This window comes from Streptomyces curacoi (assembly GCF_001513975.1).
Lineage (GTDB): Bacteria > Actinomycetota > Actinomycetes > Streptomycetales > Streptomycetaceae > Streptomyces > Streptomyces curacoi.
This window is the reverse complement of the sequence record NZ_KQ947994.1, coordinates 119,839-133,434: the sequence shown is the minus strand read 5'-3', so window position 1 is coordinate 133,434 and position 13,596 is coordinate 119,839. Positions and strand designations below refer to the sequence as shown.

The 13,596-nt window shown below is 72.4% G+C and carries 11 protein-coding genes and 1 pseudogene; 8 read left to right on the top strand and 4 right to left on the bottom strand.

Going from position 1 to position 13,596, the window contains the following annotated elements:
• The first annotated feature begins 220 nt into the window (after positions 1 to 220).
• A complete protein-coding gene (locus AQI70_RS32035) occupies positions 221 to 1,270 on the top strand; it encodes a LacI family DNA-binding transcriptional regulator (protein WP_062155956.1) in 1,050 nt (349 codons plus the stop codon).
• 360 nt (positions 1,271 to 1,630) lie between these two features.
• Here the strand turns inward: AQI70_RS32035 and AQI70_RS32030 are convergent, their stop codons facing one another.
• Positions 1,631 to 2,230, bottom strand: coding sequence for a DinB family protein (locus AQI70_RS32030; protein WP_062155955.1), 600 nt, complete (start codon positions 2,228 to 2,230; stop codon positions 1,631 to 1,633).
• 238 nt (positions 2,231 to 2,468) lie between these two features.
• Between AQI70_RS32030 and AQI70_RS32025 the strand changes: the two genes are divergently transcribed.
• The 4 genes from AQI70_RS32025 to AQI70_RS32010 all read left to right on the top strand — a co-directional run bounded on the left by AQI70_RS32025 (position 2,469) and on the right by AQI70_RS32010 (position 6,392).
• Entirely contained in the window at positions 2,469 to 3,065 is a 597-nt protein-coding gene (locus tag AQI70_RS32025; protein ID WP_004001079.1) for a dihydrofolate reductase family protein, read from the top strand.
• A gap of 88 nt (positions 3,066 to 3,153) precedes the next feature.
• Positions 3,154 to 4,086 (top strand): bifunctional helix-turn-helix transcriptional regulator/GNAT family N-acetyltransferase, encoded by a 933-nt coding sequence (locus tag AQI70_RS32020; RefSeq protein ID WP_062155954.1) that lies wholly within the window; start codon positions 3,154 to 3,156, stop codon positions 4,084 to 4,086.
• Positions 4,087 to 4,234: 148 nt separating this feature from the next.
• A complete protein-coding gene (locus tag AQI70_RS32015) occupies positions 4,235 to 5,035 on the top strand; it encodes a sugar phosphate isomerase/epimerase family protein (RefSeq protein WP_062155953.1) in 801 nt (266 codons plus the stop codon).
• A 118-nt stretch (positions 5,036 to 5,153) separates the two neighbouring features.
• Complete coding sequence (locus tag AQI70_RS32010; protein WP_062155952.1) at positions 5,154 to 6,392, top strand: MFS transporter; 1,239 nt, start codon at positions 5,154 to 5,156, stop codon at positions 6,390 to 6,392.
• On the opposite strand, the gene AQI70_RS40965 is transcribed toward AQI70_RS32010, so the two are convergent.
• Positions 6,357 to 6,743, bottom strand: coding sequence for a GNAT family N-acetyltransferase (locus tag AQI70_RS40965; RefSeq protein WP_063801628.1), 387 nt, complete (start codon positions 6,741 to 6,743; stop codon positions 6,357 to 6,359). The two genes, AQI70_RS32010 and AQI70_RS40965, sit on opposite strands and share 36 nt — an antisense overlap.
• A gap of 289 nt (positions 6,744 to 7,032) precedes the next feature.
• Complete coding sequence (gene aroA / locus AQI70_RS32000; protein WP_062155951.1) at positions 7,033 to 8,268, bottom strand: 3-phosphoshikimate 1-carboxyvinyltransferase; 1,236 nt, start codon at positions 8,266 to 8,268, stop codon at positions 7,033 to 7,035.
• Between the two features lie 406 nt (positions 8,269 to 8,674).
• Between aroA and AQI70_RS31995 the strand changes: the two genes are divergently transcribed.
• From AQI70_RS31995 to AQI70_RS40835, 3 genes and pseudogenes are all read left to right on the top strand, one after another.
• Positions 8,675 to 10,537, top strand: coding sequence for a glycoside hydrolase family 3 protein (locus AQI70_RS31995; protein WP_062155950.1), 1,863 nt, complete (start codon positions 8,675 to 8,677; stop codon positions 10,535 to 10,537).
• Positions 10,538 to 10,686: 149 nt separating this feature from the next.
• A complete protein-coding gene (locus AQI70_RS31990; RefSeq protein ID WP_062155949.1) occupies positions 10,687 to 11,349 on the top strand; it encodes a hypothetical protein in 663 nt (220 codons plus the stop codon).
• A 395-nt stretch (positions 11,350 to 11,744) separates the two neighbouring features.
• Positions 11,745 to 11,974, top strand: a pseudogene (locus AQI70_RS40835) (nSTAND1 domain-containing NTPase); the annotation flags it as partial.
• A gap of 166 nt (positions 11,975 to 12,140) precedes the next feature.
• On the opposite strand, the gene AQI70_RS31985 reads toward AQI70_RS40835, so the two are convergent.
• On the bottom strand, positions 12,141 to 13,547 hold the full coding sequence (locus AQI70_RS31985) for a S28 family serine protease (RefSeq protein ID WP_062156047.1): 1,407 nt from the start codon (positions 13,545 to 13,547) through the stop codon (positions 12,141 to 12,143).
• Positions 13,548 to 13,596 lie beyond the last annotated feature (49 nt).

Sequence of the window (13,596 nt, the reverse complement as noted above, 5' to 3'; positions counted from 1 at the left end):
GGTGAGCGTCACAGCAAGCGCTTTCTATGAGATAAGAAGCTAGCCTCTGAGCAGCGGTCCGGACAAGACCGTGACGAGGTTGAGTTGTTCGAGGGGACGAACAACGGGGGTTTCTGGCCGTAAGGTCTGCTCGACACATTCGGAACCAACAGCCGCGGGCGGCCTGTCTACGAGCACGTATGCGGTGGTACGACGAGATGCGCGACCGGAGGACGACGACATGACGGTGACCCTGGCGGACGTGGCGGCCCGCGCCCAGGTCTCCCCCGCGACGGTGTCGCGCGTACTGAACGGGAACTACCCCGTGGCCGCCTCCACCCGGGAGCGGGTGCTGCGGGCGGTGGACGAGCTGGACTACGTGCTGAACGGCCCCGCGAGCTCGCTGGCCGCGGCCACGTCCGACCTGGTCGGCATCCTGGTCAACGACATCGCCGACCCCTTCTTCGGGATCATGGCGAGCGCGATCCAGTCCGAGATCGGGGGCCCGGGCGGCCGGGCGGGCGGTGAGCGCCTGGCGGTGGTGTGCAACACGGGCGGCTCCCCGGAGCGTGAGCTGACCTACCTGACCCTGCTCCAGCGGCAGCGGGCCGCCGCGGTCGTGCTGACCGGCGGCGCCGTCGAGGACGAGCCGCACGCGGCGGCCGTGGCGTCGAAGCTGCGCAAGCTGGCGGACGCCGGGACCCGGGTGGTCCTGTGCGGCCGTCCCCCCGCGTCGGACACCGGCGCGATCGCGCTGACCTTCGACAACCGCGGGGGCGGGCGTGAGCTGACCGAGCACCTGATCGGCCTGGGGCACCGGCGGCTCGGTTACATCGCGGGCCCGGAGGAGCGGACCACGACCCGGCACCGGCTGGAGGGCCACCGGGCCGCGCTGGAGGCGCACGGCATCGAGGAGGACGAGCGCTGGACCGTCCACGGCCGCTACGACCGGCAGTCCGGTTACGAGGCGACCCTGGAGCTGCTGCGGCGCGATCCGTCCCTGACCGCCGTGGTCGCCGCGAACGACTCCGTGGCGCTCGGGGCGTGCGCGGCGCTGCGGGATTCCGGGCTGCGGATCCCGGACGACGTCTCGGTGGCCGGGTTCGACGATCTGCCGTTCAGCATCGATGCGGTGCCCTCTCTCACGACGGTGAGGCTGCCGCTGGCGGAGGCGGGAGCGCGGGCCGGACGGATCGCGATGGGCCGGGAGGAGCCGCCGCCCGGGGGGATCGCGACGATCCGGGGGGAGCTGATGGTCCGGGGGTCCTCCGGGGGGCCTCGGGCGTCCTGAGACCCGAGGCGAGTACAAAACCGTGCTCGCCGTAAAGGAACCCGTACGCCGATGCCGCGCAGCTCGGCAACGTTGCGCTCGAACCGGCGGTGCTGCGGACCTCTCCTGGCACACGCGGGCAGGTTAGACCGGTGGAGGGCGAAGCCGGCCATGCCCCGCAGGCTGCGCGCGCCGGTGTCGGCGCCGGCCCCGCGTGGGCGCGGGACGGGCGCGGGACGGGCGCGGGACGGGCGCGGGACGGGCGCGGGACGGGCGCGGGACGGGCGCGGGACGGGCGCGGGACGGGCGCGGGACGGGCGCGGGACGGGCGCGGGACGGCGACAGGGCCGACAGGGCCCACAGGGCCCCGGCCCGGAGAACCTAGGCGTCCCGCGTGTTCCCCGCAGCCGCGCGAGCGGCCTGCTCCACGCGCTCCCGGTGCTGCTCCCACCAGCCCGCGTCACCCGGCGCCATATTGGCGTCCTTGGTACGCAAACCCGCGGCCCCGTCGACGAGTTCGCGCACGATGTCCGCGTGGCCGGCGTGCCGATGCGTCTCGCCGATCAGATGGGCGAGGACACGGTGGAGGGTGATGTCGACCGGCGGGTCCCCGGGGATCCGGCCGACCGCGTCGAGGGGCAGGGCCGCGATCGTCGCGTCGGCGTGGGCGCAGACCCGGCGGTAGTCGTCGACGATCCGCTCGCGTGTCTCGTCGGCGGTCGCCCACAGGTCGGCGTTCGGCTCGGCGGCGTCGCCGGTGATCCAGAGCGGGGGTGCCGGGCAGGGACGCCCGAAGGTCTCGCCCAGGTAGAACGCCTCCGCGCCGGTCAGATGCTTGACCAGGCCGAGCAGGTTGGTGCCGGTCGGCGTCATCGGGCGGCGGATGTCGTACTCCGAGAGCCCGTCGAGCTTCCACAGGAGGGCGTCGCGGGCGTCCTGGAGGCAGCGGCGGAGGTCTTCCCTGGGGTCGGTGGCGGTCATCGGGGCAGTCTGTCAGGCGCGTGATCTCCGGGCACCGGGGTTTTCCCGGTGGGACGCACCCGGTGGAACGCTCCCGGTGGGAAGCACCCGGTGGGCCGCACCCGGTGGGAAGTACCCGGTGGGCCGCAGCCCCTACTGAATCCCTCGTTCCGCGCATAGGACTCACCCAACGATGAGTTTCCGGTCGCGTTCCGGTCTCTCATGCCGTCACACCCGAGCAAGCAACAGGAGTACCTCCATGCGCATCGTCATCACCGAGTTCATCAGCCTCGACGGCGTCGTCCAGGCCCCCGGCGGCCCCGAGGAGGACACCGACGGCGGCTTCGCGCACGGTGGCTGGTCGAACCCGTACTTCGACCCGGAGGTGCTCGGCCCCGCGTTCACCGAGGGGCTGGAGAAGGCCGAGGCACTGCTGTACGGGCGTCGTACGTATCTGACGATGGCCGGTGCCTGGCCCGAGCGGGCCGGGGACCCCTTCGCCGACCGGCTGAACTCCCTCAAGAAGTACGTCGTCACCGACACGCTCGGCGACGACGAGCTGACCTGGAACAACACCACCCGCATCCCGGGCAGCGAGGCCGTCGCCCGGATCCGTGAGCTGCGTGAGCGCGAGGGCGGCGACCTGGCGATGATGGGCAGCCCGACCCTGGTCCGCACCCTCATCCAGGAGGGGCTGGTCGACGAGCTCCAGCTCGTCGTCATGCCGGTGCTGCTCGGCGGCGGCAAGTCGATCTTCCCGGAGGACGGCGGGAAGCGGCCGTTCGAGCTCGTGTCGACAGCCACCGGGAAGACGGGCGTGCAGGTGTGCGTCTACCGGCCGGCCGTCGAGGGGTAGCCGCGGGGGCGCGGACGTCCTAGGCTCGACCCGACGGCATCTCTGACTGAGTCAACAATCCGAGGCAGCCACCCGGGGGTCGACGATCATGACCGTCCAGGACATCCGCGCCTTCAACCGCTTCTACACGAACGTCATCGGCGCCCTCGACTACAGCCGCCACCTCTACGCCCCGTACACCCTCACCGAGTCCCGCGTCCTGTACGAGCTCGCCCATTCCCCGCGCACCGACGCGGCCGATCTGCGGGCCGAACTCTCCCTGGACGCGGGGTACTTGAGCCGTATCCTGAACAAGTTCGAGCAGGACGGGCTCATCGAGCGCACGGCCTCCCGGCGCGACCCCCGCCGCCGGAGCGTCACGCTCACCGCGCGTGGCCGCGAGACCGGCAAGCTGCTGGAGGAGCGGTCGAACGAAGCGGTCGGCGCACTGCTGTCGACCGTGCCGGCCGCCGAACGGCCACGCCTGGCCGAGGCGATGACGACCGTCCGCACGATCCTGTCCCACGGCCGCCCTCCCCGCCGCGAGGACGTGCTGCTGCGCGAGCCGGGCCCCGGCGACCTGGGCTGGATCGTGCAGCGCAACGCCGCCGTGTACGCCGCCGAGTACGGCTGGAACGCCGACTACGAGGGGCTGGTGGCGAGGATCGTCGCGGACTTCGCGCAGGACCACGATCCGCATCTGGAGCGGGTGTGGATCGCCGAGTTGGACGGACGGCCGGTGGGGTGCGTGATGTGCGTACGGGACGAGGCCCCCGCCACCGCCCGGCTGCGCCTGCTCCTCGTCGAGCCCGACGCCCGCGGCCTCGGCATCGGCGGCCGACTGGTCACCTCGGTCATCGACTTCGCGCGCGGCGCCGGGTACCGCGACCTCGTCCTGTGGACCAACGACGTCCTGGCCGACGCCCGCCGCGTCTACCGGCGCCAGGGCTTCGTGCTGGTCGCGGAGCGACCCCACCGCTCCTTCGGCAAGGACCTGATCGGGCAGGACTGGCGCCTGGATCTGCACGGCACGCCGGAGTGAGGCGCCAAGTGCGGGGCGCCCGGGCCCGCCTCGGGGCTCCGGGCCCGCGTCGCGGCTCCGGGCCTGCCTCGGGGCTCCCGGCCCGCCTCGGGCTCCGGGCCCGACTGCCGGATGTGCGCCGGGTGGATTCCCTGGCAAGGTGGGAGGCATGAAACTGGCGTTCTCCACCCTCGGCGTCCCCGGTCTCCCCCTCCCCGACGTGCTGCGGCTCGCGACCGCGCACGGCTATCACGGTGTCGAACTGCGCACGCACCCGGAGGAGCCGGTGCACCCGGGCCTCGGCCCCGACGAACGGGCGGACGTGGCGGCCGAGTTCAAGGCCGCCGGCATCGAGCTCCTGGGCCTGGCGGGGTATGCCCGGGTCGCCGCGCCCGGTGACGACGGGCCCGTGATCGAGGAGATCCGTACCCTCCTGGACCTCGCCCACGACCTCGGCGCCGGATTCGTCCGGGTGTTCCCCGGCGCCGACCCGGAGCAGAGCCGGGAGAGCGCGGACGCGATCGCCGCGCGGCGCCTGGGCACGGCCGCCCAGCACGCCGCCGATCTGGGCGTACGGATCCTGCTGGAGACCCACGACTCGCACCGCACCGGCGCCGACGCGATCCGCGTCCTCGGCCTGGTCGGCCACCGCCACGTCGGCTCGCTGTGGGACGTGATGCACACCTGGCTCGGCGGCGAGCAGCCCTCGGAGACCTACGCGGCCCTCGCCCCGTATCTCGGCTACGTCCAGGTCAAGGACATCGCCTCCGCCGACGACACGACCCCGCTGCCGCTCGGCGCCGGGGTGCTGCCGCTCGCCGAGTGCGTGGAGGTCCTCTCCCGGCACGGCTGGGACGGGTGGCTGTGCTGGGAGTACGAGAAGCGGTGGTACGAGTCCGCCGCCCCGCTCCCGGAGCTGCTCGGCGCGGGCCGGGACCACCTGTCGCGGCTGCTGAACGAGTCGGCCTAGGCGGGGCCTGGGCATTGGCCCAGCCAGGGCCTAGGAGAAATTCGGTGGCCCGGCGCCGAGGCCGCCGTATAGCGTCACCCCTCGTGCCCGAAACCGCCCCGCGCCCCGCCATGCCCTCATGAGCCTCGCCCGTACGTTGATCGACGTACGGCCGCTGCGCACCTCGCCCGTCTTCCGGCGGCTGCTGATCGGGCGGACGGTGTCCGTGCTCGGCAGCTTCATGACCATGGTGACCGTCATGTACCAGGTCTGGGACATGACGCACAGCACGGTCTGGAGCGGTGCGGTCGGTCTCGCGCAGGCGCTGCCCATGGTGTGTGTGGGCCTGTTCGCCGGGTCGTGGGTGGACCGGGGCGACCGGCGGCGGATATTCCTGGTCGCCACCGTCGGACAGGCGGTCTGCGTGCTGCTCCTCGCGGTGCAGGGCTTCACCGGAGGTGTGCCGGTGGCCGGGATCCTCGCCCTGGTGGCGGCCGGCTCCTGCTTCGGCGCGGTCGGCGGCCCGGCGGCGGGGGTGTTCGTACCGCGGCTGCTGCCCAAGGAACAGGTGGCGGCCGGGCTGGCCCTCAACCAGGTCACCGGCCAGGCGATGATGCTTCTCGGCCCGGCGCTGGGCGGTGTGTTCCTCGGCCTGTTCGGCATCGGCGTCTGCTATCTGCTGGACGCCCTGAGCTTCGGCCTCGCCTTCTACGGCGCCTTCGGCCTGCCCGCGCTGCCGCCCGAGGGCGAGCCGTCGCGGGCCGGCCTGCACGGCGTCCTGGACGGCCTGTGCTTCCTGGCCGGCCACCGGGTGGTGCGCGGCGCACTCATCACCGACCTCGCCGCGACCGTCCTCTCCATGCCGGTCAGCCTCTTCCCACTGATCAACGCCGAGCGCTTCGGCGACGACCCGCGCACCCTCGGCCTGTTCCTGTCGGCCCTCGCGGTGGGCGGCGTCACGGCCACGGCCCTGTCGGGTTCGGTCACCCGCCTGGGCCGCCCCGGCCTGGTGATGCTGTGCGGGGCGGGGGCCTGGGGCGCGGCGCTGGGGTTGTTCGGCCTGATGACCAACCCCTGGGCCGGGCTGGGGCTGTTGGTGGTGGCCGGTGCCGCCGACGCCCTGTCCGTCGTCTCCCGCAGCACGATCGTCCAGACCTGCACCCCTGACGCCCTGCTCGGCCGGGTGACGGCCGCCGAGCAGATCGTCGGCCAGGCCGGCCCGCACCTCGGCAATATGCGCGGCGGCCTGGTCGCCGGCTGGTCGTCCGGCGCGACCGCCCTGGTCACGGGCGGGCTGCTGTGTGTGCTGGCAGTGGCCTACGTCGGCACGAGCACGCCGGAACTACGGGACGGCGCGGTTGTGCCGGACGAGGCGTAACTTCCCGAGCCGGGCGGGGTCCCCGAGATGACCGTACGCACCCACGAACCCCGCCCCGGCCTGCCCCCTCCGCCCCGGCGCCGAGAGCTCTCCCCCCGGCGGCACCGGCTGGGCCACCGCCCGCGCCCGCGACAAGAACCCCGCCACCCGCTCCTCCAACCGCCCCCGCACCGGGGGCCACTCGCCCGCCGTGATCGAAAAGACCGCGGAGTCACGCAACCGCCTCTCCTCCCCCGGCACCCAGGAGCGGGACCAGTTCCTCAGCACCCCCTCGAAGCGGGCGCCGACGCTCGCGATGGCCGCGCGGGAGCGCTCGTCGCGGGCGTCCGTCTTCAGCTCCACCCGGGACACGCCCCACTCCTCGGAGGCGTGTACGAGGTGGCGCCGACCGCCCGGCCCGAGGCGACCGAGACCTGCGCTTACGGCGCCAGCCGCCCGGGCGACCTGCGCGTCGATGTAGTCGCCGACCTCCTGCGCCCGCGGCGCCCACGTGAACGCGTAGGACCCGCGGTCCTGGGCTCGGCCGCCACCGCCGGATCGGCCGCATGCCGATGCTCCAGCGGCTCCGGACGCACCAGCGCGCCCTCCAGCACCGGTCCTGCCAGCTTCAAGCCCACCCGTCGACCCCTGTCGACCCCCGTCACAGCCTCGCGCGCAGCGCCCCGAACTCCTCGTGGAAGCCGGGGAAGGTCTTCCGTACGCATCCGGGGTCGTCGAACGAGATTCCCGGCACCCGAAGCCCGGTCACCGCGAAGGACATGACGATGCGGTGGTCGCCGTACGACTTGATCTCCGTACCGTCCGCGACCGGCACACCCGGCTGGATCTCGATCCAGTCCGGCCCGGTGGTCACCCCCACCCCCAGCCGCCGCAGATTCTCCGCACACGCCTCCAGCCGGTCGCACTCCTTCACCCGCGTGTTCGCCACGTCCTCGATCCGCACCGGCCCGGAGGCGAACGGCGCGAGGGCCGCGAGGGTCGGCATGGTGTCGGAGATGTCCCGCATGTTGACCGTGACGCCGCGCAGTTCGCCGGTGCCACGGACCGTCGTCGCCCGCGCGCCCACCGACACCCGCGCGCCCATCCGCCGCAGTACGTCGACGAAGCCGAGGTCGCCCTGGAGCGCCCCCTCGCCCAGCCCCGGGACGGTCACCTCACCGCCCGTGACGGCCGCCGCCGCGAAGAAGTAGCTCGCGGTCGACGCGTCGGGCTCCACCGCGTACGTCGTGGCACGGTAGCCGCCGGGCGGGACGACGAAGACGTCCCCCTCCCGCCGTACCTCCACCCCGAAGGCCCGCATCATCGCGATCGTGATCTCGACGTACGGCACCGAGACCAGGTCGGTCACGGTGATCCGCAGACCCTTGCCGGTCAGCGGCCCGAGCAGCAGCAGCGCCGTCAGGTACTGCGACGACTGGCCCGCGTCCAGCGTCACCTCCCCACCCGCCACGCCGGCCGCCGTCACGGTCAGCGGATGGTGGCCCTCCCGCTCCTCGTGCCGCAGGTCCACGCCCAGGTCGCGCAGGGCCCGGGTCAGCGGCAGCAGGGGGCGGCGGCGCATCTGGGGCGAGGCGTCGAAGCGGTAGGTGCCGTGGCCCGCGGCGGCCAGGGTGGGCAGGAAGCGGGCCGTGGTGGCGCCGTCGCGGCAGTAGACGTCCGCCTCGGTGACCGCCGGGCCCTGCGGGCGGCCGTCGACCTGCCAGGTGTCCGGTGTCCGGCCCACCCGGTACCCGAGCCGGGTCAGCCCCTCGGCAAAGCCCTCGGTGTCGTCCGAGCGGAGCGGCCGTACGAGGGTGGTGACACCGTCGGCCGCCGCCGCCAGGAAGAGGGCACGGGCGGTGATGGACTTGGAACCGGGGATGTCGACTACGGGCATGGCCTCATGATCGCCCGACCGGCTGCTGCGCCGCCGGGACGTCCATGGGATGGACCCCGGCCCGACCACCGCACGTCGCCCACACGTCACGTCCGCCCCCGCCTTACCGACTTCGCGGATTCCGGCCATCGCCGGGAACCCGGCCCCTCCCCCACTCGTCCAACCCGCAAGCTGCCGGAGAGTCACCGTGGTGCGGTGTCGGCCCTCGCTGCTGGCTGCGATCGCTGACCACCCTCTCCGCCGTACCGCGGCCGGCAGCACGCCGTCATCGGCGCGCCCCCCTCCAACTGCGCCGATGGCGGCCCCTCTTGGATTACGGTTCGTTCCCTTGACCGGCAGAAACCTTCCGGTTATTGGTGACTTCTCGGAAGTTTCCTTCAGTGCACCACCTCCGGAAGGAGCGCACGTGCCCGACAGCAGCCCGGGAAGCACGGGAAACACCGCACCACCTTCAAGACGTACGGTCCTCGCGGCCACCGCCGGCCTCACCGCCGCCCTGGCCGCAGGCGGCACCGCCCACGCCGGCACCCCCGACGACCGCAGACTGCGCGCCCTCATCGCCCGGATGACGCTGCCGGAGAAGGTCGGCCAGCTCTTCGTCATGCGGGTCTACGGCCACTCCGCCACCGCCCCCGACCAGGCCGACATCGACGCCAACCTCAAGGAGATCGGCGTCCGCACGGCGGCCGAGCTGATCGCCAAGTACCGCGTGGGCGGCATCATCTACTTCACCTGGGCCCACAACACCCGCAACCCGCACCAGATCGCCGACCTGTCGAACGGTATCCAGAAAGCGTCCCTCGGCCGGCCCCGCGGCCTGCCCGTCCTGATCTCCACCGACCAGGAGCATGGCATCGTCTGCCGCGTCGGCAAGCCCGCCACCCTCTTCCCGGGCGCCATGGCCATCGGCGCCGGCGGCTCACGCGCCGACGCCCGCACGCTCGGCCGCCTCGCGGGCCAGGAACTGCGCGCGATGGGCATCCGGCAGAACTACTCCCCCGTGGCCGACGTGAACGTCAACCCGGCCAACCCGGTCATCGGCGTCCGCTCCTTCGGCGCCGAACCGGCCGCGGTGGCCGGCCTGGTCGCCGCCGAGGTGGCCGGATACCAGCGGCAGCGGCAAGTGGCCGCCACCGCCAAGCACTTCCCCGGGCACGGTGACACGGCCGTCGACAGCCACTACGGCTTCCCGGTCATCACCCACACCCGCGAGCAGTGGGAGACCCTGGACGCACCGCCCTTCCGGGCCGCCGTCCGCGCCGGCATCGACTCCATCATGACCGCCCACATCATGGTCCCGGCCCTCGACGACTCCGGCGACCCGGCCACCCTCTCCCGCCCGATCCTCACCGGCATCCTGCGCGAGGAACTGGGCTACGACGGCGTGGTGGTCACGGACTCCCTCGGGATGGAGGGCGTCCGGACGAAGTACGGCGACGACCGCGTCCCCGTCCTCGCCCTCAAGGCGGGCGTGGACCAGCTCCTCAACCCGCCCTCGCTGGAGGTGGCCTGGAACGCGGTCCTGAAGGCCGTCCGCGACGGCGAGTTGACCGAGGCCCGGCTCGACGAGTCGATCCTGCGGATCCTGCGGCTGAAGGCGAAACTGCGCCTGTTCGACGAGCCGTACGTCAGCCAGGGCGGCGTCGACCGGAACGTCGGCACCCCGTCCCACCTCGCGACGGCCGACCGCATCGCCGAGCGCACGACGACCCTGCTCGTCAACGAAGGGGCCCTGCTCCCCCTCTCCCACCGCACCCACCCCAGGCTGCTCGTCGTCGGCGCGGACCCGGCCTCCCCCTCCGGCACGACCGGCCCGCCGACCGGCGTGCTCGCCGCCGCCCTCACCGAGCTGGGCTTCACGGCGACCGCCCTGTCGACCGGTACGGCGCCCTCCGCCACCACGGTCGCCAGGGCGGTCGCGGCGGCGCGGGAGGCGGACGCGGTGGTGGTCGGGACGTACAACGTCACGGCGAGCAGTACACAGAAAACCCTGGTCGAACAGCTCCTCGCGACGGGAAAGCCGGTGGCGGCGGTCGCGATCCGCAACCCGTACGACGTGTCCCATCTGCCCGCCGTCCCCGCCTACCTGGCGTCCTACTCCTGGACCGACGTAGAACTGCGGGCGGCGGCACGGGTGATCGCCGGGCGGGTGGATCCGCGCGGGCGGCTGCCGGTGCCGGTGCAGCGGGCGGACGATCCGACGCGGGTGCTGTATCCGGTCGGCCACGGGTTGTCGTACGGGAGCGGCCAGTACGGCAGCGACCAGTAAGCCGTAGCCCCGTACATAGCACCCGTACGTAGCACCCGTACGCCATATACCACCCACACTCACCCCCAACCGGCGCAAACGACCCCACACATCTGGCGTGCGCCCGCCGCGGCGGGCCACGCTGGACGGGGGTATCCGGGGGGAGTGCGATGCGTGGGAGAAGTGCGGTGGGGGTGGCCTGTGCGCTGCTCGTGCTGCTCACGGCTCTGCTGACGGGATGTCAGAGTTCCTCGGGGGCGGCGGACGAGGCGGCGGAAGGCCGGCTCGGCGAGACCGAGACCGAGAGCACGAGCGAACAGCGGTTGCCGCCGACACGGCCCGCCGGATACGGGGCGGTCTTCCTCGGCGTCGACGAGTGCAGCTCCTTCGGGACGACGAGCTTCACCGAGGTGCCGTGCACCAGTGAACGTGCGGCGGCGCGGGTCGTGGCACGACACGACGGCAAGGTGGGCGAGGGACCGCTGTGCCCCGGCACCACGGACTTCGTCCTGCACATCAGCGAACAGAGCCGGACATCCGACGAGGACGGCGACGGCGCCGTCCCGCAGGGCTACGCCTGCATGCGCAACCTGACCCCGCCCCACCCCGGCGACCCCGGCGGCGGAGGCGGCCCCCGCACGATCGTCGGCGACTGCGTCTACGGCTCCGGCGACGGGCAGGTCCGCGAGACACCGTGCGACGGCGAGGGGAAGGAACAGCCGCAGTACAAGGTGACCAAGGCCGTGGACAAGAGGGCGAAGTGCCCGGTGTCGACGGCGCTCTACGTCCATCTGGGCGGGGAGAAGGCGGTGGGGTGTGCGCGGCCGGTGTGAGGCGTACGGCCCATTCCGACGTGCCGTCCTGGCCGGCTGAGGTGATGCCGGCCAGGGCGACGGCTGGAGGAGACGCCTTGGCCACCTGTGACCCGGATTCCGCTGGAAGGCGGTGGCTGCGTCCTGGTCGAGGCACCGGCCTCGTTCGACGGCCCGGTGAAGGCCGGCCGCGTCGGTGACGCCGTCCGCGAGATACCGGTGACCCTGCAAGGAGCTCTGGAACCGGTCCCGGAGGCGGCGCAGGCCACCCTCGTCCAGCTGCGCAAGGCTCGCCCCGACGAGATCACACTGACCGACGCCAACGACCTCACCACGGGGTTCAGCGGGGCCTGTCCTCGACGAGGTGACCGGCCTCGTCATCGGCATGCTCACCGAGATCACCGCACCTGCGGGAAGTGTGCCCCTATCGGGGGCTGGAGCCGTTCACCGCGGAGCAGGCCCGGTGGTTCAACGGCCGACAGGACGCGGTGCAGCAGGTGCTGTCGAACCTGGCCCGGCAGCGGCGGCTGACGCTGCTGCTCGGGCCGTCGGGTCGGGCAAGTCGTCGCTGATCCAGGCGGGCGTGCTGCAAGCGCTGGCGGAAGGGGAGTTGCGCGGAAGTGACCGGTGGCTGCCCATCCTCGCCCGTCCTCGGCAGGACATGCTGGCGGAGCTCGAGCGGGCCGGGCTGCCGGGGGCGAGCACGGACGGCATCACGACGGCGGTCAACCGCAGGCTGGCAGCCGATTTCCGACGAACTGACCTGACGGCGGGCCATCCCGCACCCGCCGTCAGTCACCTCTCAACGGACATCACGGACGCAGCACCAACCCCCGCTCCCCACCCCGCACATCCAGCTCCGCATCGAAAGCGGCCAACGGCTTCGGCCGGCCCGCGGCCGAGGCGACGCCCGCCCACTCCAGGATGCGGGCCGTGGCCAGCGTCCTGTCGGTGTCCCCAAGCCCGGCCACGCGCGCCCCATGGTTCGCCCCCGGCGCCGTGAAGACGTAGGAGTCACGCGCCCCCTTGCCCACCCGGAAACGCTCCGCGCTCCACGGGTCGTTCTGGCCGTAGACGAACATCATGTGCCGGGCGTTGTGCCGGACCCAGGTGTCCACGTCGCGCATGGCCCACGGCTGGAACCTCATCGGTATCTCGCGCGGGACGAAGTGCCGCGGAGGAAGGTAGCCGTAGCGGATCAACTCCCCCTCGATGTGCGGAAAGTGGATCGCCGGTGAGCCCAGCTGCGTACCCGCCTGGTAGTAGTACGGCGTGTACGGCTCCAGGCCCTGGTCCGTGTAGAAGGAGAACCCGGCGATCGTGTCGATGGAGTCCCAGATCGCCTCGTCGGTGGCGTGTGCCGCGTCCGCCGGGATCGAGTCGCAGTCGGACAGAAGGCTGTACTGCCAGAACCCCCAGACGTAGTCCAGGACGACCGCCTCGTACGCCTTGTCCAGGCTGCCGACCGTGTGGAAGGTGTAGCCGTTCTCGGCCGCGTACGCCGCGTACCGTTTCTTCAGCGGTTCCCGGCGCACCAGCGCCTCGCGCTGTACGGCGTTCAGCCGGTCGCGGCACTCCTTGGTGCCGACGCCCGCGAAGAAGCGCTCGTACGCCGAGTCCTCGTCGTTCACGGCGTCGTTGGGGGAGACGTAGGCGACGACGCCGTCCATGTCGCGGGGGTAGAAACGCTCGTAGTACGTGGCCGTCATGCCGCCCTTCGAGACGCCGGTGGAGATCCACTGCTTGTCGTAGATCGGCTCCAGCGCCTCGAAGATGCGGTGCTGGTCGGTCGCCGCCTGCCAGATGTCCAGCTTGGTCCAGTCGGCCGGGACGGGCCGGGACGGGGTGAAGAAGCGGTACTCCATGGAGATCTGGTTGCCGTCGACGATCTGCGTCGGCTCACGGCGGCTCGGCGTGGTGGAGAGCCCGTAGCCGCTGGTGTAGAAGACCGTCGGTCGGGAGACGTCCTTGTGCAGCACGGTGAGGCGCTGCTGGAAGGTACCCGCGGCCGGGTTCCGGTGGTCGACCGGCTGGGTGTGGGCGAGGACGAAGAAGCGGTAGCTGGGGTACGGCTTCTCCTCGATGAGGCTCATGCCCGGTATGGACAGCAGCCGTTCCCTGATGTCCGGCTCGGCGGCGGTGGCCGCCCCTGCCGTCGCCGTGCTGAGCGCACCTATGAGCAGCACCGATGCCAGCAGCCATCTGAGCGTCCCGCGCACCATGCACCCTCCCCTGGAAAGCGGATGTGCGGCGGAAGCTAGCGAGCAA